The sequence below is a fragment of the Nostoc sp. UCD121 genome, from assembly GCF_014222285.1.
Lineage (GTDB): Bacteria > Cyanobacteriota > Cyanobacteriia > Cyanobacteriales > Nostocaceae > Nostoc.
The window spans coordinates 61,231-83,892 of record NZ_JACKZS010000009.1 but is presented as its reverse complement, the minus strand read 5'-3'; the positions used below and the strand labels follow the sequence as shown (position 1 = coordinate 83,892).

At 44.1% G+C, this 22,662-nt stretch carries 18 protein-coding genes; 4 read left to right on the top strand and 14 right to left on the bottom strand.

The genetic code is table 11. The features are described from left to right. Positions 1-24: 24 nt before the first annotated feature. The 3 genes from moeB to GNF10_RS03660 form a co-directional block, all read right to left on the bottom strand. Entirely contained in the window at positions 25-1,197 is a 1,173-nt protein-coding gene (moeB, locus tag GNF10_RS03670; protein WP_185582507.1) for a molybdopterin-synthase adenylyltransferase MoeB, read from the bottom strand. A gap of 142 nt (positions 1,198-1,339) precedes the next feature. Further along, a complete protein-coding gene (locus GNF10_RS03665; RefSeq protein ID WP_185582510.1) occupies positions 1,340-1,798 on the bottom strand; it encodes a Mov34/MPN/PAD-1 family protein in 459 nt (152 codons plus the stop codon). Between the two features lie 193 nt (positions 1,799-1,991). After that, positions 1,992-2,369: a VOC family protein gene (locus GNF10_RS03660; protein ID WP_185582512.1), complete on the bottom strand. Its 378-nt coding sequence runs from the start codon at positions 2,367-2,369 to the stop codon at positions 1,992-1,994. Between the two features lie 374 nt (positions 2,370-2,743). Between GNF10_RS03660 and GNF10_RS03655 the strand changes: the two genes are divergently transcribed. Together GNF10_RS03655 and GNF10_RS03650 are read left to right on the top strand one after the other, a co-directional pair. Continuing rightward, entirely contained in the window at positions 2,744-3,499 is a 756-nt protein-coding gene (locus GNF10_RS03655; RefSeq protein WP_185582514.1) for a dienelactone hydrolase family protein, read from the top strand. A 371-nt stretch (positions 3,500-3,870) separates the two neighbouring features. Then, positions 3,871-4,917, top strand: coding sequence for a sulfonate ABC transporter substrate-binding protein (locus tag GNF10_RS03650; protein ID WP_185582517.1), 1,047 nt, complete (start codon positions 3,871-3,873; stop codon positions 4,915-4,917). 279 nt (positions 4,918-5,196) lie between these two features. Here GNF10_RS03650 and GNF10_RS03645 read toward each other — a convergent pair whose 3' ends face one another. From GNF10_RS03645 to ftsH, 9 genes are all read right to left on the bottom strand, one after another. Then, complete coding sequence (locus tag GNF10_RS03645) at positions 5,197-7,077, bottom strand: ABC transporter ATP-binding protein (RefSeq protein WP_185582519.1); 1,881 nt, start codon at positions 7,075-7,077, stop codon at positions 5,197-5,199. A 354-nt stretch (positions 7,078-7,431) separates the two neighbouring features. Further along, positions 7,432-8,523, bottom strand: coding sequence for an aliphatic sulfonate ABC transporter substrate-binding protein (locus tag GNF10_RS03640; protein ID WP_260445974.1), 1,092 nt, complete (start codon positions 8,521-8,523; stop codon positions 7,432-7,434). A 73-nt stretch (positions 8,524-8,596) separates the two neighbouring features. Continuing rightward, positions 8,597-9,595 (bottom strand): aldo/keto reductase, encoded by a 999-nt coding sequence (locus GNF10_RS03635; protein ID WP_185582520.1) that lies wholly within the window; start codon positions 9,593-9,595, stop codon positions 8,597-8,599. Positions 9,596-9,752: 157 nt separating this feature from the next. Next, positions 9,753-10,415, bottom strand: coding sequence for a dienelactone hydrolase family protein (locus GNF10_RS03630; protein WP_185582522.1), 663 nt, complete (start codon positions 10,413-10,415; stop codon positions 9,753-9,755). Between the two features lie 109 nt (positions 10,416-10,524). Further along, positions 10,525-12,063 carry an amidohydrolase family protein gene (locus tag GNF10_RS03625; protein WP_185582524.1) on the bottom strand — a complete coding sequence of 513 codons (1,539 nt, stop codon included), beginning with the start codon at positions 12,061-12,063 and terminating at the stop codon, positions 10,525-10,527. Between the two features lie 209 nt (positions 12,064-12,272). Further along, positions 12,273-13,640 carry an LLM class flavin-dependent oxidoreductase gene (locus GNF10_RS03620; RefSeq protein WP_185582526.1) on the bottom strand — a complete coding sequence of 456 codons (1,368 nt, stop codon included), beginning with the start codon at positions 13,638-13,640 and terminating at the stop codon, positions 12,273-12,275. A 115-nt stretch (positions 13,641-13,755) separates the two neighbouring features. Further along, positions 13,756-15,120 carry an LLM class flavin-dependent oxidoreductase gene (locus GNF10_RS03615; protein WP_185582528.1) on the bottom strand — a complete coding sequence of 455 codons (1,365 nt, stop codon included), beginning with the start codon at positions 15,118-15,120 and terminating at the stop codon, positions 13,756-13,758. A gap of 813 nt (positions 15,121-15,933) precedes the next feature. Then, positions 15,934-16,848, bottom strand: coding sequence for a DUF928 domain-containing protein (locus GNF10_RS03610; protein WP_260446059.1), 915 nt, complete (start codon positions 16,846-16,848; stop codon positions 15,934-15,936). Positions 16,849-17,093: 245 nt separating this feature from the next. Beyond that, positions 17,094-19,046: an ATP-dependent zinc metalloprotease FtsH gene (gene ftsH, locus GNF10_RS03605; protein WP_185582532.1), complete on the bottom strand. Its 1,953-nt coding sequence runs from the start codon at positions 19,044-19,046 to the stop codon at positions 17,094-17,096. 330 nt (positions 19,047-19,376) lie between these two features. On the opposite strand from ftsH, the gene GNF10_RS03600 reads away from it, so the two are divergent. After that, positions 19,377-19,922 carry an NADPH-dependent FMN reductase gene (locus tag GNF10_RS03600; RefSeq protein WP_114080879.1) on the top strand — a complete coding sequence of 182 codons (546 nt, stop codon included), beginning with the start codon at positions 19,377-19,379 and terminating at the stop codon, positions 19,920-19,922. A 45-nt stretch (positions 19,923-19,967) separates the two neighbouring features. On the opposite strand, the gene GNF10_RS03595 is transcribed toward GNF10_RS03600, so the two are convergent. Further along, positions 19,968-21,086: a ferrochelatase gene (locus GNF10_RS03595; protein WP_185582534.1), complete on the bottom strand. Its 1,119-nt coding sequence runs from the start codon at positions 21,084-21,086 to the stop codon at positions 19,968-19,970. Between the two features lie 683 nt (positions 21,087-21,769). On the opposite strand from GNF10_RS03595, the gene crcB (GNF10_RS03590) reads away from it, so the two are divergent. After that, a complete protein-coding gene (crcB, locus tag GNF10_RS03590; protein ID WP_185582536.1) occupies positions 21,770-22,159 on the top strand; it encodes a fluoride efflux transporter CrcB in 390 nt (129 codons plus the stop codon). Between the two features lie 87 nt (positions 22,160-22,246). Here crcB (GNF10_RS03590) and crcB (GNF10_RS03585) read toward each other — a convergent pair whose 3' ends face one another. Further along, positions 22,247-22,660 (bottom strand): fluoride efflux transporter CrcB, encoded by a 414-nt coding sequence (gene crcB, locus GNF10_RS03585; RefSeq protein ID WP_185582538.1) that lies wholly within the window; start codon positions 22,658-22,660, stop codon positions 22,247-22,249. Positions 22,661-22,662: the final 2 nt, after the last annotated feature.

Genomic DNA, 22,662 nt, shown 5'->3' with positions numbered 1-22,662 from the left:
CCTCTGCTCCCCCTGCTCCCTGCCCTAATACTCTGGCACAGAAGGATCGATTTCTCGACTCCAAGCGGTAATTCCGCCTTTGACATTCGTCCCGACAATCCCGGCTTCTTTGAGAATGGCTAGGGCTTTTGCCGATCGCCCGCCCATCTTACAATGAGCAATTAAACGGTGGCCGTTCAATATTTCCTTTACCTTCGCAACGCCATTCCCATTTTCAATGTCTGGTAAGGGTACTAACACCGAACCTGGAATCTTGGCAATATCGTACTCATGGGGGTTGCGGACATCCAGTAGTACAAAATCCTTCGCACCGCTATCTAGTAATTCCTTCAAATCCTTAACAGTCATTTCTTGACTTTCCAACTGCTGTTTTGCCTCCTCTGCCTTAGCTTGCGGAATCCCGCAGAATTCTTCGTAGTCTACTAGTTTTTCAATTACTGGGCGAATCGGGTTAGGACGCAGTTTCAATTCCCGAAATTTCATATCTAAGGCGTTGTATAGCAGCAATCGTCCACTTAGAGTATTACCTTGTCCCAAAATGATTTTGACAGTTTCGGTTGCTTGGATTAAACCAATAATTCCTGGCAAAATCCCCAGTACGCCACCTTCTGCACAAGAGGGAACCATTCCTGGTGGTGGTGGTTCTGGGAAAAGGTCACGATAATTCGGCCCGCCTTGGTAGTTAAATACAGTAGCTTGCCCTTCAAAGCGTAAAATTGAACCGTAGACGTTGGGCTTATTCAGCAATACGCAGGCATCGTTAACTAGATATCTAGTGGGGAAGTTATCAGTCCCATCTACGACGATATCGTAAGGTTCAAGGATTTCTAGAGCGTTTTCGGAAGTCAGGCGAGTTTCGTATAAATCAACCTGACAATAGGGGTTAATCTCGTGAATGCGGTTTTTTGCCGATTCAATCTTGGGTTTACCCACCCAAGATGTCCCGTGGATGACTTGACGTTGCAGATTCGAAGTATCAACAACATCGAAATCGACAATTCCAATACGTCCAATACCCGCCGCTGCCAGATATAAAAGTAGTGGTGAACCTAGTCCACCTGTACCGATACACTGTACACTAGCGGCTTTCAGGCGCTTCTGTCCTTCTAGTCCTACTTCCGGTAAAATCAGGTGTCGGGAGTAGCGTTCGTAATCGTCTTTGGTCAACTGGATTTCGTCCAGATTGGGATTGAGCATAGCAGTTATGATCTGGGAGAGCGGAATATTAATCCTATCGAAAAACTGTATCTCTTATGGAGATAGGGAGTGGGGAAGATGAATTTTCTATCCGTGTTGGCGGCTAAAACCGCTACGAGTTACTGTCTTTGAACTAAGCCAGTTATTTTATATTTTCAATTGTCTCTGCTTGGAATTGATGACGATCGTCAAGGCTCCAGCTTTGAAGTTCTCCAGCTTTACCGTTTTGGACGGTAACTATTATATACGAGTATCCTTGCCAAGCATATAAGCGATCGCATTCTGAAGGGATAGCAGGATGATCTGGGTGCGAGTGAAAAATGCCGACGATGTTCAGTGAGCGATTACGCGCTTCCTTTTGAGTTTTTAGCATAACTTCGGGTGCGATCGCATATTGCCGCCTTTTACTTTCTGCTGTGCGTTCCCCTAAAAACTCAGCACCCGCTTCTGTATTCCAGGCATTTTCTGTTGGCATGACTTCAACTACAATTTTGCCCTCACTAGCCAAATAGCCTAAAATTATACCGCAGCACTCCTCTGGATAGGCACTTTCGGCATGGGCGCGGATAGTTTGCAAGTGTTCTGGGCTAAGTCGGATCATCTCTGCGTTTATAATTTTTTCGTTGCTAGCTAGGGATTCTTGTTTGAGTACAATACCTCACTATTTACTGGTTTTGTTTTGAAGAGAGCGATCGCTCTCTTCAATATAAGTATTTTTTATTTATTCATCTTTCGGGATGTTGGTGCTGCTTTGTGCAAATTCTTAGACTATCAAAATATAAAGAATACACAATCTAAGTACTCTTGACGAACTCTGCGATCTCTATACGATTCTCACCGGGATCGCGGAGGAAAAACCGCACGCATCCTGGTAGTGGTCGTTGATCGGGAATAATTTCTACTCCATATTCTTTTAGGTGTTTCTCAAAGCTGTTCAAGTCATCGACTTGAAAACAAAAATGTCTTCTAGATACTTGGTTATTGGCGTTTTTCTCTCTACTAACGTGCAATTCAATGTTTCCCACCTGATACCAGGCTCCTGAATCGTTTTTGACCGCATCGGGTCTGGGAATTTCAGTCAATCCCAAAATTCTGCTGTAGAAAGATAGCATTGCATCCTCTACTTCAGGAGGATAGGTTGCTTGAATATGATGAACTGCTTTGAGCGCCATTTTCATTCTCCTGTTGGGATCTCTCAGAATTTAGGGGACATAAAAGAAGTTATTCCCTATTCCCGGTAAGCGAATGGCACTAAGATAAGCGCAAACCCTTGATTTAACTGGCTTTTGAGTGTGGGGAGCCAGATTTCTTCCCCATCCTCCCACACCTCCCACACCCTATACACCTCCCTCAGACAAAGGTTTCAGGTTTTCTTAGTGCCATTCCCCGGTAAGATATTTCCTTCTTAAATAAGGACTTGCCTTTAGACATTGTTTGTGAAATACTACTCTATAAACTACGGTAAGTCGGTAAAGTTTAAGTATTTTTATACAAAACTTACCACAAAACATTTCGTTCTCAAAGTAATTACAGGCTAATCCCTAAGATGACAAACACAGAAATTCGCACCACTCAAGTTAAAGTTCCTAACGGGGATTTGCAAATCGATGCTTACTTAGCTGAACCTGCACAAAAGGGAACCTTCCCAGCCGTTATCGTGATTCAGGAAATTTTTGGGGTTAACATTCACATTCGAGAAGTTGCTGAAAAATTTGCCAGAGAGGGCTATGTTGCGATCGCACCGACTTTATTTCAACGCACTGCTCCCGGTTTTGAGGGTGGATACACCCCTGAAGATGTCCAGCAAGGAAGAGGGTATAAGGAACAGACAACAGCCGAGGAAATATTGAGTGATATTAAGGCTGCGATCGCCTACTTAAAAACCTTACCAAATGTGCAAGGAGATGCGATCGGCTCTATTGGTTTCTGCTTTGGTGGTCACGTAGTTTATCTAGCTGCCACTTTACCAGATATTAAAGTTACAGCTTCCTTCTATGGTGGCGGTATTCCCAACTCAACTCCCGGCGGTGGAGAACCAACCATCACCCGCACTCCTGATATCAAAGGCCCCATTTATGCCTTCTTTGGTCTTGACGATCAGGGAATCCCCTTAGAACAAACAGAACAGATTGAGGCTGAATTGAAGAAAAATCAGATTCCCCATGCTATATTTCGCTATTCTGGCGCAGGGCATGGCTTTTTCTGCAACCATCGCCCTAGCTACAATGCCGAAGCTGCTGCCGATGCTTGGAAAAACGTTCAAGAACTTTTCCAGAAGAACCTTCAGCTTCAAAAAGTTTAAATCTTTGGGTTAAGAGTAATGTAATGTTTGACGGTTTATGTGGTGTTCGCCTAACAATCTAAATAAAAAGGCCTATAAAAGGCTTTACCACACAAAACCGCCCCTCTCCGATTCGGAGAGAAACTTGAACTAAAGTTCAAGTCTAGAAGAGTTTCATTGAACTTACATTAAGAGCAATACGCAGTAGAGGCGAACAGATGGCATAGGTGTTTAGTCTCGTTTCAGAATGCCCAACCAATGAGGAGTATTTCTAGCCTCTGGCTGGAAATGAAGTTTTAAAAGGGTTGGTATTTAAGTTGACACCAATGTACAGATGTTACCCTACTCAACATCGGTAACTATTAGCAAAATAAAAACAAAGTATCACGTCCATGATTACCGCCTTCAAACAGTCACGAGTTAATATTTGTCAGCGCTTTTCACTATTTCTATTACCTGGATTATTAACAATCTCAACCACCTTAATTAGTTGTTCAGTCACAACCCCAAATGTAGGGAATGAAACCACTGGCTTTAAAACTAAAACTGTCCGTATGGGATATCAAAGCTCTGGGGATCTGGTCAGACTTAAAGGATTGATAGAAAAGCGTTTACAGCCTTTAGGTGTTTCCGTCGAATGGGCGCAATTTGCCGCAGGGCCGCAACTGATGGAAGCAATGAATGTAGGTAGGGTTGATATTGGTTCTGTAGGCGAAACCCCACCGATATTTGCCCAAGCGGCTGGTACATCTTTAGTATATGTTGCTAGTAATAAACCCAGCACAGGTAAAGGAAGTGGAATTATCGTCCAAAATAATTCGCCAATTCGCACTTTAGCCGATCTTAAAGGTAAAAAAGTAGTTTTTCAAAAGGGTTCTGCTTCCCATTATTTATTAATAAAAGCTTTAGAAGAGGCTGGTTTGAAATATAGTGATATTCAAGCCATTAGCCTCCCTCCTTCAGAAGCCCGTGATGCTTTTATTCAAGGAAAAATAGATGCCTGGGTAACTTGGGATCCTTATTTAGCTGTAGCACAAAAAAAGGCAAATGCTCGTGTTTTAAGAGATGCTAGTGGCATCTCTACTCAAGGCGGATATTATATGGCGGCGCGAAAATTTGCCACAGAAAACCCGAAATTAGTACGATTGGTTCTTGAAGAGATAGATAACACAGGTCAATGGGGTGAAAAGAACCGAGCAGAAGTTGTAAAGCTGACTATTCCTCATCTCAAAATTGATGAAGATATTTTAGCAACAATGATTGAAAGGCGAACTTATGGCTTAAGACCCATTACGCCAGAAATCATGGAAAACCAACAGAAGATTGCAGATTTGTTTGCCACAGAAAAAGTGATTCCTAAACCAATCAATATCAAGGAAGCGATGCTGAGTAGCGAACAATATGCAGCCATCACGCCAGAAACCATTAGTCAGAAATAGTGCCAAGAACGTCTGGTAAATCAGTTTAGCAAAGTTGCTAATCCTGTTAACTAACGATTTTCCGGCTAATGGCCTCTCCAATCTCCATACAATTGGCCATTAAGCATAAGTGACATAAGTTTTATAGACTCTTTCCTGCACAATTCCTGAATTACAGCTATTTTCAGATAAATAGACCACGCGGTAGGGGCGCAAGGCCTTGCGCCCCTACGACGGGTGTGGTTCAAATACATGAAAACTGCTGTAAATCTGCGATAAAACCTCAAGTAGCGGCAAATGTCAAGCGATCATTCCATTTTGAACGTTATCTGTGCCACTGCGAACCTCATGTATGCGTTCTTCGCCGAGATTTTCCGGGAGAAATCCACCTGCTTGCATTTTCCATAACCTGTGATAAGCACCGCCAAGTGCCAGTAGTTTAGCGTGGGAACCATCTTCAATAATGCGACCTTTGTCGAACACCAAAATCCGGTCTAGATGGACGATGGTAGATAGTCGATGAGCCACCACAATGACCGTTTTCCCATTCATGGCTAAGTCGAGGGTATCTTGGATCGCTTTTTCGGTAATTGAATCGAGGCTAGAGGTGGCTTCATCCAAAATTAGGATCGGCGCATCTTTGAGAATTACCCGTGCGATCGCAATCCGTTGTCTCTGCCCTCCAGATAACTTGACACCACGTTCGCCCACCAGAGAATTATAACCATCCTGACTTTGAATAATGAAATCATGAGCATTAGCCTTTCGCGCCGCCTCGAACACTTCCTCATCGGTTGCATCTAAGCGTCCATAACGAATATTTTCTAGCAAAGTGCGATGGAACAGAGATGGATCTTGGGGAATCAAGCTGATTTGTGCGTGTAGGGCATCCTGAGTCATGTCTCGAATATCGACCCCATCAATAATAATCTGTCCAGATTGGGGGTCGAATAAACGCAGAATTAGATTGACAAAGCTGGATTTTCCAGAACCAGAGAAGCCTACCAATCCGACACGCTGTCCCGCTTGGATGGTGACAGAAAGGTTGTTGAAAACTTTCTTTTCGTCAGAGTAATTGAAATTCACCCGGCGAAACTCAATCTTACCTTGGGTAATTGGGTGTGCGATCGCGCGATCGCGATCAACCAACTCGTGGGGTTGAACGATGGTAAAGACACCATTGGCGACATTGCCGATATGTTCAAAAAATTCCAGAAAGCGGCGGCTCAAATTCCGGGCTTCACTGATAATCAACAGCGACAGGCTGGTTGCGACGACGAAATCAGCAGTAGCGATCTTCCCTTGACTCCAGAGAGAGAGCGAGTAATACAGGGTGCTGATTTTCAGAATGGCTGCCGAGATGAACTGAAACCAGCGAATTCGCTCCGAATACCAGTTGGACTTTCTCACGTGTTTGAGTTCGCGGCTTAATTGCTCATTCAAATAGCCTCGTTCAAAACCCAAACGAGCAAACAATCGGCTACTGGTGAGATTTGTTACTGTATCTACGATGATGCCAGTTGTCTCACTTCTGGCGGCTGCGGCTTTCCGAGAGTAAATTCGGCAGCGAGTTGCCAGCCAGAACGAAATACTGATGAAAAGAACTGCCCACACGCCCACGAGTGCAGCCAGGGGAGGATAGGCGCGATACAGTAACATGGTGGCGACAGTATACACAACAATTACTGGCATAAATTCAGTAATCAACATTTGCATCGTCTGAGTAACACCCAGAGAAGTTTCGCTAATTCGATGTGCCAATGCCCCAGAAAAACTGCTGCTCATGTAGCGATGCGAATGGTATTGTAAGTAGGCATATAGCGATCGCACAATATGCTGTCGGTGGATTGGATGGAGGATAGTTTGCAAGAGTCCAGCCGCTCGCCCGAATACCACTTCACCCACACTCAACGCGATGAACAGCATCAGGGGTTGCCTCATGGCATCAAAAATGGGCTGGCTGTCGCCCGTTGATTTCGTCACACCCCGGATGATCTCACCAATGGCATAAGGCAACATAATGCCACAGGTTGCGTGTACCATCTCCAGGCTCACCATCAACACATACCACCAACGAAACTGATTAACAAAATATAAAATGAACCTGAATGGAGTTGATGGCAGGTTTGGTGCATCAGCAGCACGTTGAAAAGATTTGAATTGTCTGGTCTTTTTCGTCATAAAAGTCGATCCACTAGCATCATTTTGGCTGTTCTGCAAGATAAAAATGGACGACTATATAAGCCGTCCGGTGGTATTAGGGACTTCTGGCAGCACTGTTTAAAAACTTTTGCTGTTTGGTTGTAGCTGACTTACTTACTCGTTTAATTAATAAACTTTTGGACATTGAATTTGCACATTACCGAGAAGAAAAACTTTTTTATGGACGGAGATTTTGCCCATCCAAGATTATGCAAATTACAAGCTTGATGTGTATCTTTTTGCAAGACTTATAGCAGTTAACAAATAAAGTAGGACATAAATAAAAGAGGAAATTCCCAAAAGACTTTCAAGCTTGTTCTCTGCTGTACATCGCTATATCATAATTTCTGGCGGAGTGATTGCAGCATAGATATCAGGCGGGAGTAACGCATCTTGAATATTTATTTTCTTTGGGATTACACCCTCATCAAAAAATAAATCTGCCACACGTTGTTGTTCCTTTATCAGCGCCGGGCTAAGTCCTCTACGTCCTACAAAAGTGCGACGAGACATCGCTATTTCTACCACATCTGGATCGAGCTTTTGTTCAGAGATCATCAATTTGGCAACTTCGCCTCGATTTGCTTCTGCCCACTTATCGAGCTTATTAAGCTCCTCAATGATAATTTTTAGCAAACCAAGATTTTCTTCGGCAAACTTTCTGTCAGCAATATAGTAAGCACCAGGAGAATCTAGCCCAACAGAATCTTTGAGGACTCGAATTCGACCCATCTTTTGGGCGATCGCATAGTGGGGATCTCCTGTCATCCAAACGGGAATTTTACCTTCGAGGAAAGCAGCCCGTGCCTCGATTGTGGGAAGACTTCTGATTTTAATATCTTTGAGAGTCAAGCCGATAGATTGTAACGCTCTGATAATAAAGTAATGCGATGCCGAGCCTTTTTGAAAGTAAACTTCTTGGCCCTTGATATCCTCAAACTTCTGAAGGGGAGACTCCGGCGGAACGGCAATAACGCTACTTGTCCCTGTCCTTCGGTTTCTTTGTGTACCGACTACATAAACAAGTTCTGAACCAGCCACTTGTGCAAAAATTGGTGGTGTTTCCCCCACAGATCCCACGTCAACTTTTTTTGCAGCCATCCCTTCCATGAGTTGTGGCCCTTGGACAAATTGCGCCCATTCTACCTTTATCCCCAGAGGCTCCAAGCGTTTCTCTAAAACTTTCCGATTTCTGAAAAGATCGCCCGCACTCTGATATCCCATACGAAGAACTTTCGTTTTTATCCCAAGGGAAGTTTCGCTGGCATTAGTAGTATTTATCAAAGAAGACTGTTCGCTTTGATCGCTACAACTTCCTAATAGATATGCCATAGAAAAGCCACATAGCCCTGAAGTAGCAAAATTGAGAAAACGACGGCGTTTAATCCTAGCTATTTTATCCATGAGGTATTTCTGATTTGTCATTTGTCATTTGGCATTTGTCATTTGGCATTTGATATTGTGTTGATTATTCGCCATGTCCTTACTCTTTTAATCTCTAACGTAGAGAATCTCCCCTACGGTATTCAGCGGTTAAATCGTCTAACTTTTGTTTTAAACTGTCGTCGAGTTTTAGTTCTACTGCTTTGAGGTTGTCAGCAAGTTGTTGTGGACGGCTAGCACCGATGATGGGGGCAGTGATAATGGGATTAGACAAAACCCAAGCTACTGCTAGGGTGGTGAGAGACAATCCGGCGATATCTGCGACTGTGCGTAATTCTTCGACAGTATTGAATTCGCGATCGTGCCAATAGCGTTCTTGATAACGTTCTGCGGCAGCGCCTAACGTAAAACGTGTACTGGAGGTGGGGCCTTGAGCGAGAATATGTTTCCCTGTGAGCAGACCACCTGCCAAGGGATTGTAGGAAATTACACCCAATCCTTCTTCTTTGGCTAGGGGCAATAGTTCTCGCTCAATTTCGCGGAACAACAGGTTGTAGCGGGGCTGAATTGAGATGAACTTGGTTAAATTGCGCGTCTCGGCACGGCCCAAGGCGCGGGCGAGTCGGTAGGCTAAGAAGTTGGAAACCCCGATGTAGCGAACTTTGCCAGCACGAACTATCGCGTCCAACGCTTCCAGGGTTTCATCGAGGGGGGTGGAAGCATCGTCGGAGTGCAATTGGTATAGGTCGATATAGTCGGTTCCCAAACGTCGTAGGGAAGCATCGATCGCATCCAAAATATGTTTGCGCGAAGCACCCTGATCCCAAGGTGCAGTACCAACCCGGCCGACGCACTTGGTAGCTAAGATAAAATGTTCGCGTTTGCCTTTGAGCCAGCGCCCAACAATTTCTTCGGTGCGCCCAGCAGTGGCAAGTCCGCCACCAAGGGGATAAACATCGGCTGTATCCAAAAAGTTAATACCGCCATCGGCTGCGGTGTCGAGGATATCTCTGGAAGTTTCTTCATCAGTCTGCAATCCAAAGGTCATCGTGCCGAGACAGAGGCGCGAAACAGTCAATCCAGTTTTACCGAGATTAGTAGTTGGTAAGGTCACGTCGCTTCGCTCCGAATTCAAAATTCAAAATTAATAATTCCCATAAATAAATTTAGGGGCTTGTATCCTTTTCTTTGTCAGTCATGGGGATTGAGAAAAATCTTCTTTTCTATCTCAGTCCCCAGTCTCTGAGCGCTGACTTTTGGGGTTTTGTGCCTCAGACAACTAAAGCAGTGTTGCGACGGCTCAGGGAAACTAGCCAGTGTTGTAACTTCGGATCGCTGTATACTTCATCTGCAATGAAATGATCGCCTTCCGGCAGCACTGTCAAATCAACTTTCCCGCCTACTTTGCGTAAGCGCTCAACAAAATGCTCTGTATCCTCAATTGGCAGATTTTTGTCTTGTCCACCTTGGAATATCTGAACGGGAATGTCTTTGAGTGCAGCTAGTTGGCTTTCTTCTAATGTTTTGGGTACACGTCCAGATACAGGTACTAGACCTGCGAAGCGATCGGGATGCAAAGCAGCGATATGCCAGATTCCCGCCGATCCTAAGCTGAAACCAGCCAATATTACCCGCGCTGGATCGATAGGCTGGGAAGCAATCAGTTCATCAAGTAAAGCCAGCACATCATCTGCTCGATCTGCCCAAGTCTGTTCTTCTGGAATCTGGGGTGCGGCGAAGACATAAGGTAATGAGTCGGATAAATCTACGAAACGAGGTAGACCCCATTTAAGTAGTACATTTAGATCCGTCCCGCGATCGCGTCCTCCATGCAAAAACAGTACTAAGGGTGCAGGTTGCTTGGCATTATCAGAAACAGGTGAGAAAAGATAAGAAGGCAAGGAACCATTGTGAGAGCGTTGTTCAACGGACATGGTTGTGACTCCTAATTTATTTGGGCATCCCTTCGGCTTCGCTCAGGGCAAGTGGGCATGGGGTATTGATTATTTTTCCTTCATCTCCCCCATGCCCTCATCTCGGCTTTTACGCCACCACCAGGCTCTTGTCCACTTGTTTAAATTCGGTGTTACTTACCTTGGATTCGATCGCAGTACCCTTGAAGAAATCGGGGTTAGCTTGGGTGTAAAACTTGTAGGGATTAGCGAATACATAGGATTTAAAGTCGGCTTCGGAAATAACGCCTTCTTGAACCAAATCCCAGCTTTCAGCTAGTGGGGAAGTCAAGTCTGGTACATCCCAATGACCAACATCGGAGGAATAGATGGCGTTGATCTTGGCTCCCAAAGGATTGGCTTTGTCGTTGAATGCCGTAGCAATTGTGCGATCGTCTGACTCGGAACCAAAGAAGAAAGTGTTCACCCAGCGATCGCGGATGTCTTCAATTGTTTCAATACCTGCTGCTGCAAAATCGTCCAATTCGCTACCAATTGGCGCACGGCTATGACGGCTAAATGAAGCTCCCAGTACAGTCTTGGTCAATTCATCTTTATCAAGGGAATGCCCTTGAGTAACTTCTGCACCGTAGCGTTCAAATATTTCAAATAGCTCATCAGCATTTGTCAATGCTGGATTGTAGTTTTCCAGTGCCTTGATATTGCGCTTCAAGAACCGATCTACCAAATGAATGTAGACACGAGCGCCCCAATCTGCACCACCTTCGAGCATCGCTACACGCAACTGTGGAAAACGCTTGGTAACACCACCGAAGAACAACGCCTTAGCAAAAGCTTCTGAACCATCGGCGAAGTGACCGATATGGTTGTTCATGTAATTACTGATGGAGGAGCGTCCAGTCCAACCCTGGCTACCGTAATGGGTGGTGACGGGTACGCCTAGTTCTACGACTTTGGCCCAGAAGGGATCGTAGTCGTATTCACTATCTAGTCCGTAGAAGTCTATATAAGAAGCATACTTGGCAATTTCGGGGAATTTATCGGCTGGATATTTATCAGCGATCGCTTTAATCGGCCGTTTTACTCCGCCAGTGATATTAATCACTTTTAAGCCAAGTGTTTTTACTGCAAACTCTAGCTCCTCAATCCCTTCTTGGGGAGTAGTTAAAGGAATACCAGCAACCGGTGTCAGGCGATCGCTATATTTCCGATAAATATCAGCATGATAGTGATTAACCGCGCGTTGCAGTGCTTGGCGATTCTCTGCACTGGCTCCAGCTGGCGCTAGGACATTATTCGGAAACAGCACCGAATAGTCCGATCCTTGCTCCGCCTGACGCTCATAAAGAAGTCCGGGGAGGGTGTAAGTAGCGAGATCCAGTGTATTTTTGGTAACTCTCGCCCACCAAGGGGAGCGAATTGTGCGGTTGTATTGACGTTCTTCAGGAGTTTGTTGATACCAGTCTTTACCATTGCTCTTGGAGTTAAGACGGGAAGCTTCTGTTTTGCGTAACTCATCTACGAGTTTCACGCCGCCGTACTTAGCGATGTAATCCTCAAAAGCTGGCGTGAAATCATTGGTATGAACATCGGTATCGATTACCGGATAATCAAGGGTTGCTCTGATTGCGGCAGAGCGTGAGGTCTTTAATCGGCTATATTCAGTCATGTTTTTTCCTTGCCTACGGCACAAAAATTACAGGTTTTTTCAGCATCCCATGCTGCTATTGACACATACATTTTTTGTAGAGACGGCGATTCATCGCGTCTTTCTTTCCACAATCGCGTTTGCTCTCTACAATTTTCAAATTCTGTAGGCGGCGACCTACAGAAGGTGCAATTTAAAAGGTATGGCATAAGCATCTGTGAAAAATTTATTTAGGCTACTACCAGGTTCTTGTCCACTTGTTTGGCAGCAAAACCGTTACCTGGACGACGTAATCCGAGGTTTTCACGCAAAGTATTGCCCTCGTATTCAGTACGGAAAAGTCCGCGTTTTTGCAAGATGGGGATAACTAGATTAACGAAGTCGTCTAACCCTGTGGGGAGAATTGGCGGCATGATATTAAAGCCGTCTGCCGCACCGTTACTGAACCATTCTTCTAACTGGTCAGCGATCGATTCCGGCGTACCAACTATGGTGCGATGTCCCCGCGCGGTAGCGACAGAGAGATACAACTGGCGTAGCGTTAGGTTGCCGCGATTTACGAGATCCGTCAACAACTTGAGGCGGCTCTTACCACCGTTGGTATCGCTGGGTAAGGGTGGTGCAAGATCGTCGAGTGAATAGCCAGATAAATCGATGCCCTTATAACGTGTTTTGAGTAAGCTCCATGCCACATCGGGATGAATTAGCGATTGCAGGAATTCATATTTTTCTTGGGCTTCTTCTTCAGTGCGGCCAATCACCGGGAATACACCCGGCATGATTTTCAAATCGTCTGGTTGGCGACCATATTTAGCCAATCGTCCTTTCACATCGGCATAAAATTCTTGCCCATCTTCCAGAGTTTGGTTGGCAGTAAAAATAACTTCAGCAGTCTGTGCCGCCAGTTCCCGACCGACTTCTGAAGCACCAGCTTGCACAATCACTGGATAACCTTGAGGCGGACGACCAACGTTTAAAGGGCCTTGGACAGAAAAATGTTTGCCTTTGTAGTTGAGTGTATGCAGTTTATCTGGATCGAAATAGACACCAGATTCTTTGTCGCGGATGAAAGCATCATCTTCCCAGCTATCCCACAGTCCTTTCACCACTTCCACAAACTCTTCGGCGCGTTCATAACGCTGGCTATGTTCCGGGTGATGCTCAAGTCCGAAATTACCGGCGGCATTCTCATTACCTGTGGTGACTACATTCCACGCCGCCCGGCCGTTACTCAGATAGTCTAGGGAGGCAAACTTCCGAGCCAGAGTATAAGGTTCTTCATAAGTGGTGGAAGCGGTAGCAACAAAGCCAATATGCTTGGTTAATGGTGCAAGTGCAGAAAATAGCGTCACTGGCTCAAACTTTGCTAATTTACCGTTGCGCTTCAGCACCTCCGGTTCACCGTTGTCTTGTAGGCTAGGGCTATCGGCAAGGAAAACCGCATCGAACAAGCCGCGTTCGGCAGTCTGGGTTATTTCTTTGTAATGCTCGAAATTTAGCCCCGCATCTGCTTGAGAATCGGGATGCCGCCAAGCTGATATGTGATGACCTGTAGCTTGGATGAATGCACCTAAACGAAGTTTGCGTGTTGTAGTCATAAGCTTTTTTTCTTAATATTGCGTTAGCGGTAGCTTTACCTTTGCGATCGCTGATTTGTGTATGTCTAATGATTTTTTATGTCTGCTTAAGCACAGTGCAGATATTAAAAGTCATTTACGCCAACACAAGGTTCTTGTCTACTTGTTTTGTAGCAAAACGATTGACCGGACGACGCAATCCCAGGTTTTCACGCAAGGTACTAGCCTCGTATTCTGTACGGAACAATCCGCGTTTTTGCAAGATGGGAACGACTAAGTTAACGAATTCATCCAATCCTGTGGGGAGAATTGGCGGCATGATATTAAAGCCGTCTGCTGCACCGTTGTTGAACCATTCTTCTAATTGATCGGCAATGGTTTCGGGAGTACCAAGGATGGTGCGATGTCCTCGTGCGGTGGCAAGAGAGAGATACAACTGACGCAATGTGAGAGTGCCACGAGTTGCTAAATCTCTGACTAGTTTGAGACGACTCTTGTTAGTGTTGGTGTCGCTGGGCAGTTCGGGAGCCACATCATCTAAAGAATATTTCGACAGATCCACACCTTTGTAATAGTTCTTTAAAATTCCCCAGGCGACATCGGGATGAATCAGCGATTGCAGGAATTCGTACTTCTCTTGAGCTTCTGCTTCAGTACGGCCAATGATTGGGAAAGCACCAGGCATAATTTTTAGATCGTCTGGCGATCGCCCATATTGTGCTAATCTCCCTTTCACATTAGCATAAAATTCTTGGGCATCAGCTAGGGTTTGATTAGCGGTGAAAATCACTTCGGCAGTGCGTGCAGCTAAGTCGCGTCCCGATTCCGAGGCTCCAGCCTGAACAATCACAGGGTAGCCTTGGGGCGGACGACCAACGTTCAAAGGGCCTTTTACAGAGAAATATTTGCCCTTATGGTTGAGTGTATGCAGTTTATCAGGATCGAAATAGACACCAGATTCTTTGTCGCGGATAAAAGCATCATCTTCCCAGCTATCCCACAGTCCTTTCACTACTTCCACAAATTCTTCGGCGCGTTCATAACGCTGGCTATGTTCCGGGTGATGCTCAAGCCCGAAATTACGGGCGGCGTTCTCATTGCCTGTGGTGACTACATTCCAGCCTGCGCGGCCGTTACTCAAGTAGTCCAAAGAGGCAAACTTCCGCGCCAAGGTGTAGGGTTCTTCATAAGTGGTCGAGGCGGTGGAAATGAAACCGATATTTTGGGTAACGGAGGACAAGGCCGAGAAAAGAGTGACCGGCTCGAAATGGGCGATTTTACCGTTGCGATACTGAGTTTCTGGAGAGCCACCCCAGACTCCTGGACTATCTGCGAGAAAAACTGCATCAAACAAGCCGCGTTGAGCAGTCTGGGTAATTTCCTTGTAATGCTCGAAATTCAATCCAGCATCTGCTTGTGCATCGGGGTGTCGCCAAGAGGATACATGATGACCGGTGGCTTGAACGAATGCACCTAAACGAAACTTGCGTGTTGTACTCATAAGTTTTTTTCTTTTTTATAGTTTGATTGCTGATTTGCGTATAGCTAATGGCTTTTGATGTAACCTCAGCGTGCGATCGCTTGGCTAATTCCTAACTGTTCGTCAAACCCTCATCGCTACATGGCAAATGTCTGATGAGTAGACAACAGTATGTTTGCTTTCAACTACTGACATCCAGCAAAAAAAGACTCCGATGGCAGATTACTCAAATCCTTTCCATACAAAGTTTTGGGCTAGCATTTACTGCTAACTCAATACTGAAATGTAATAATTGAATGCTTTCAAAGCAACTAAATTTACGCTTCAGTTGCTCTACATGGAATGAAATAACCAAACTGTAAGTCAGGTTAATATCACAGCAATAGGGTTGCTGCTGCTTGGCGCTCGAATTACCATAAATTTATGTAGCAATCTTACTCCGCAGATAGAGTTTACACGATTGCATACAAAAAATATGTACTGATCAACACAATATCATGGAATACTAATTATTAGATTATCTAATATTAAGTATTGCAAAGTGATTGTCCGCGATCGCCTCGGGTGGGCAGGTACGCGATCGCAGCACACTTAAAAATGAGCGTCGTTTTTGTAACGTAAAATTTTGTAATACGCAATGTTAATACTTCTCAGATAAGAGCAAAACACTTGTAGAGACGGCGATTTATCGCGTCTCAAAACCCACGATTTTGTACAAATAGCGCTTTGAACCATATTTGCCGCTACCTGAGCGCGTGTAGTTTTGCATAATTCCTATGAATGTTAAAAAACCCGGCTTCTCTATCAAAACCGGGTTTTTAAGTAATTTTTAATTTATTTTTGAACAGTACAACAGGGCAATAAAGGCTTGTTTACAACTTCTTTAATCTCTACTGAACTCAACAAATCTTCCCAATATTTCTGAACTTCAGGATCGTTAGGACGCTGGCGGCGTAAATTAGCTAAAGTTCTGAGAGAATCTTCCCAAAACCCAGCAGTTGCAAATAGAACTGCACGATCCAAGTCTGTGTTTGGTTGGTTTAGCTGAAGAGAGAGGTTTTCATCTTGCGATCGCACTATTCTACCTTCTACATAAGAATCTTTATCGCGGCTAGCCGTATCACAAATCATTGAAAAAGTCCAACTATACTCTTTACCAATTTGTAGAGATGGCTGATTAGCAGGTAAATTTACACTAACAATACCATTCTGCCCAACAGGTTTAAAGGTTCCCTTATACAATGGGTCGGAGTTAGGATCATCCCGCAAAACAAATTCTAATGCTTGCACTGTTGTAGAGGTTTGAGGAATATAGAAAAATAATGTGGGACGCTCTGCTGTGGTTCGTTGAGCTTCCTTATCTGTTGGTGTCAGGGGAATAATATTTTGTCCAACTTGAAAGCAACTTCCTCGTGTTCCTGCCGACCTTACTCTACCAGGTCTACCTGGAACGAAGGCAATACGATTTTTACCACGTTGGATGTAACTTGTAACATTTCTAATTGCAGAAGTAGCATATCTATCTCCAGGACGTAGCCGTTCTGCTTGCTGAAAATATCCTAAAGCTTTTCGATAGTTTCTCCGTCTAGTTTCGTTATAGCCGAGTTGCATATATTGCGTGTAAGCAGATTTGGCTTGTGCCAGTTGCAAAACTGACTCTGTTGCCAAAACCTGTGTAGTAATAACAGGTTCTAAGGAAAGAAATGCTAAAGCTGCAAGCAAATAGCTTGCCCAAAATCTATGTTTCATAATGTCCATTTCCACTTGTAGTACGTTAATGGGGTCTATATAGTACAATACCCTAAGCTTGACAGCAGTAAGGCTTTATGTACCAGTTTGTGGAAATGCTGAGATAGCCTTCTAATACGGTTGGTTAAAGCGCAATTCAAAGAATGATTAATAAAAACCTGAAACGACCTATTTATTATGCTTTATCAACAACACTTGTAGAGACGTAGCAGTGCTACATCTCTACATTATTTTTCATCAGATGTCTAATGAGGTACAGCTAATTGTGCATCAGCTACTTGGGTATTATCGACAACGATTTGGCGGAATGAATCACCTTCAATTGTTTCTTCTTCTATTAACAAATCTACTAAACGTTCCAGAACTATGCGGTTTTCTTCCAACAGTTCTTTTGCCTTAATATAAGAATTGTTGACAATTTCACGCACCTGTGAATCAATTTTGGCGGCAATTTCTTCAGAATAATCTGATTTATTCATCCAGTCGCGTCCTAAAAATACCTCTCCACTCTGATTTTCCAAAGACAATGGGCCTAATTCTGACATCCCGAAGCGTGTCACCATCTGCCGCGCCATCCCTGTCACCTGTTGCAAGTCATTGCTTGCACCTGTGGTAACTTCTGGCTTGCCAAAAACGATTTCCTCGGCGGCGCGACCACCCAAAGTAGCAGTAATCCGCGATTTGAGTTGAGAACGAGAAACTAACCCCTGTTCTTCGTTAGGAGTAAACCAAGTTAATCCGAGTGCTTGTCCCCGTGGAATTAATGTAACTTTCTGCACAGGGTCATGGTCTTTGAGCAATGTGCCTACTAAAGCGTGACCAACTTCATGATAAGCAATCAAGCGCTTGCTCTTGCTGTCTACTAATGCAGTACCTTCCATACCTGCAACGACTCTATCCACAGCAGCATCAATTTCTAAAATGGTGACAGCTTCTTTGCGTCTTCTAGCAGTGAGAATGGCGGCTTCGTTGAGTAAGTTTGCTAAGTCTGCGCCAGTAAATCCAGGAGTGCGACGAGCGATCGCTTCTAATGATACGCTAGGGTCAATTTTCTTATTCCGGGCGTGGACTTTCAAAATTTCTAGTCGCCCTTTGAGATCGGGTGGATCGACCATTACTTGTCTGTCAAAGCGTCCTGGTCTGAGTAAAGCTGTATCTAAGACATCTGGGCGGTTAGTGGCAGCAATAATAATGATACCTGTGTTACCTTCAAAACCATCCATTTCGGTGAGCAGTTGGTTGAGGGTTTGTTCGCGCTCATCGTTACCGCCACCGATTCCTGCACCCCGTTGTCTACCTACTGCGTCAATTTCGTCGATAAATATTAGACATGGGGCATTTTCTTTGGCTTTCTTGAAGAGGTCACGCACGCGAGATGCACCCACACCAACGAACATTTCCACGAATTCTGAACCGGAAATACTGAAGAATGGTACACCTGCTTCACCTGCGATCGCTTTTGCTAGTAAAGTTTTACCAGTACCAGGAGGGCCAATTAACAGCACTCCTTTGGGAATCCGTGCGCCTACAGCTGTAAATCTTTCTGGCTGTTTTAGAAAAGTAACAACTTCTTCCAGGTCTTCTTTAGCTTCTTCAACCCCAGCGACATCTTCAAATTTCACTCCAGTTTTCGCTTCCATTTGGAAACGAGCTTTGGATTTGCCGAAATTCATCGCTTGGCTAGAAGCATTAGTAGAGCGCCGGAGGAACAATAGCATTAAAGCTACCAGTGGCAAAATCCACATGAGATTAATTAACAACCCAACAGCAGCCCGACTGTTAGCAGAGGAAACCTCGCCAAAATCAACATTCTTATCTTTGAGTATGTTAATTAACTCTGTGTTTTGCGCTAAAAGTCTTACCTGTTGTGGTGGCGTATTCTCCTTTTGCCCTTTGAGATAAACTCTGGCTAGCTGTTCGGTTTCGTCAAGCTCTACTTTTTGAATTTCTCCCGCCTTTGCTTTCTTGAGCAAATCACCATAGTTGAGAGAGGTACTAGAGGTACTAGAGGTACTCTCTGCTTTTTGTGCCAAGACGGGGGTACTCCCGAAAATTCCTGGTAACATAATCAAGCTAGCTGCGATGCCTGCGGCGGTCACTGAGCGCAACCGAAGTGCAGGTTTCGCCAACGCATCAACCCAAGCAACACGCTTTGATGACTGCCTTTTTACCAATGCTTTTTTTCCCAAATTTGTCATAATAATTACCCTTTGTCTGCTGGCACAAGTTGAGCTATGGTTTTATGCCTATTCTTCTACCAAAAATTGTAATAACTGGAAATTACACTTTTCTTATCTAGTCTAACTTCCACACAAAAGCATTCCCATGTTTCTCCGGTTATTACATAAATTTGAGCAACCCAGATAATTATTCTGGCTCCTAACTCCTAACTCTTTCATCCTCAAATTTTCCAGCAGATATTAATTTGACACATTCGGACACAAATCGCTAATATAAGCATAGTCATAACGATTCCGCTTTTTAAGAAATCTGGTGATAGTAGCTAGTTAATAGTTTGTAGGTTAATTATGGTGAGAATTGTTGGTATTGGTGGTAGTTTAAGACCAAACTCCTATACGCAGCTTGCTTTACAAGTAGCAGTGCAAAGAGTAGAAGCCCTTGGTGCAGAGGTAGAAATTCTTGATTTAAGACAATTGCAGTTACCGTTTTGCACTGGCGCAAAAGAGTATCTAGAATACCCAGATGTTAAGCGGTTACAGGATACTGTCAGTCAGTCAGACGGATTAATTCTAGCCACACCTGAGTATCATGGTGGGGTTAGTGGTGTCCTAAAAAATGCTCTAGATTTGATGAGCTTTGAGCAACTGTCTGATAAAGTGACAGGATTAATCAGCGTATTGGGCGGTCAGTCAAATAGTAACGCATTAAATGACCTACGGTTAATAGTCAGATGGGTTCATGGTTGGGTAATTCCAGAACAAATTGCGATCGGACAAGCTTGGGGTGCATTCAGTCCTGAAGGCAAGCTAGTAGATGAAAAGCTTTCTCAAAGATTTGATGAATTTGCTCAGAGTTTAGTTGATAATACTCGCAAGCTACGGGGCGTGAATTAATTTTAGGGTGGGCAATAGCTAGACCCACCCTGATAAACTCAAAACTTAGTGATGATGATGGTGATGATGGTGATCTCCCGCAAGTTGGGGATTAACTGCCGAAGGTTGCTCTGACAACAACTCTGCAATATGATCATCAGCCCATTCGGCCACCATTGCCAAAAATTCTGGATGGTCATTAACACAAGCCATTTGCACGTAGTTCGTGCCAGGATGCTGTTTCTCTAAAGCATGGATGATATGGTGTACATCCAATAGAGTTTCGTGGTTTTCTGTGGCAAAGCCAATTGGCATAAAAATTACCACTTTTGCACCCAATTGAATCAGGTTATTTGCTGCTTGCTCGGCATTTGGCTGTGTCCAATCAATTAAGGGCGTGTCATGATTGAGCCAACCCACCGATATTAAGGGATATCGGTTAATCAACTTATCCCGAATCAAATCGTACATTGCTTCACTTTCGGCAATCCCAGAAGTAAAGCCTTTAGCTTTATGGGGACAGCCGTGATTCATTAGCACAATGCCGATTTGAGAAGGTAGATAAGCGCCTGCTAACTCAGCAATTTTCTCCTCAACCAGATGAGCCATCAAATCGATGTAAGCTGGTTCATTGAAGAAAGAGGGAATGTAGCGCTGTGCTTTAACCCAGTGTTCTTCACCATCAGCCAATTCAACGAGAGCATTGTTAACTTGCTCGATCGCAATCCCACTGGTAAAGATAGAATCAACAACTAGCAACGGGTAGATTAGCAGCTTCTCAAAGCCTTGGTTTTTGATTTCTGCCAAGACTTGATTGGGTAGAAAAGGGGCACAGAAGTTAAAAGCCTTGAAAACTTGAACCTTATCGCCCCATTTTTCTTGTAAATTCTTCTCGATACCAGCCCGCTGCTGTTCAAAGATGGCGTTGTGTGGGGAGATAAAATCGTGGTGTGTGTGTCCCCACTCATGGCGGTCAAATAGTGCCAAAAGCTTTGCCAGAGGCGGATAAATCCAGGTTGGCACGGGAGCGAATTTTGCTGTCAGTAGATTTAAAGCCTGTTCGTTATAGTTGGCGAAATCTTCGTAGCTTTCGACTTCGCCGTAGCCCATGAGCAATACGGCTACACGGTCTTTACCTGATAGATGCTCGTGAGTATGTTGTACTTTTTCCGGCGTGGCAACCACAATGAGTTCCTCAATATAACCAGAGTGCAGATAGATTTGGAGTTAGGGAATAGTTTGCACATTTTCCCATACTAGTAACTTATTATCCCATCCAGGGGGATAGGATAGGTGGCAAAATCAAAATAATACATCAAAAGACATATTTTGATTGTCACTGTATAGATAAAAACACTCTAATCAATCTGTCTTAAGTCTGGAGCTTCCCAAGAAATTAGGGCTTACACACGAGTTACGGAATAAGGTAGCAAAATAGAATTCAGGAGTCAGGAGCTTGAATGGGCTAAACCTTAGCTATCCGCTACGCTAACAGAATAAATTTTGATAGCGCAGCAGTAGCAAGTCTACGAGTGTCACTAAAAAGCGAGTAGCGCAGCGTAAAGCCTTCTCTACGAAAGGCAACGCCTTCGGCATAGTAACTTTTAGAGACACTACGCGAATGCTTAGAGCGAGTCTGCGTACTCCTTCCCTAGGGGACGATCTGAAGTTAACACCAATAAATATCTGTGCGGCCATACGTAATCTGCGGGACGCTTTGCGTTCGCGTAAGCGTCCCGCAGGGATGGGATGTTTTTTCACTGGAAGTCCCTAGACTGCCTCTTTTGAAGAGAAATTTATGATTAACTAAAAAGTTACCATTACATGCAAAACAACTCAAACATTGCTGACGGAGACTTACAAAACTAGTGGCAGACTTAACTAATGTTCTCTCAATTGCGATAGGTGCAGTTCCTGGAGCGCTGTCTCGGTTTTACATTACAGAATGGACAAAAGCTAAATTGGGGACAAGATTTCCCTATGGAACATTTGCCATTAATTTGACTGGGTGTTTAGCGATGGGTTTCTTTTTTACGATTTCTAAAGGAATTACAGGCTATCCGAAGGAATTGGATTTACTTATTAGAACTGGATTTTTAGGTTCTTACACCACATTTTCAACCTATGGCTTTGATACTCTAACCCTGTGGCGTAGCAAACAAAAGACTGCGACGGTCTTTTATTGGGCAGGGAGTGCAATTCTCGGTTTGGCAGCGGTGATTTTAGGAGTAGCGATCGCCAAGCTTTTCGTAAAGTAATTTGCTCAAGTAATAAAAACGTCTTGATGGCACATTATTTATTAACCTAACTTCATTTTTTGTTAATTAAATATTGAGTTGGATGAATCATGATTCCTTTTTAATAATCAATAATTCAGCTAGCGCATTCCCTAACAACAGGCTAATCAGCCCCAAAAAAGCACTACTTAGACAGTAAAGCAAATCAATTTCTAAGCTATATTCTTGGAGCAAATTAGCTGTATCCAACTCATAAGTTGAGAAGGTGGTATAAGACCCTAAAAAACCTGTAGTTACTAATAACCGAATATCAGGATGAATTGCGATTAATCGCCCCACTGCTAGCATTGTAAAAAAACCCATAACAAAACATCCACTAATATTAATGATCAGCGTACTGTAGGGAAATCCTGTACCAAAAAGCTGAGTCAACCACAAACCGAGATAATAGCGTGAGAGTGCGCCAGCAATTGCACCTAGACTGATACCAACAGGGGCACGAACCACAGGATTTTGCAGCATGA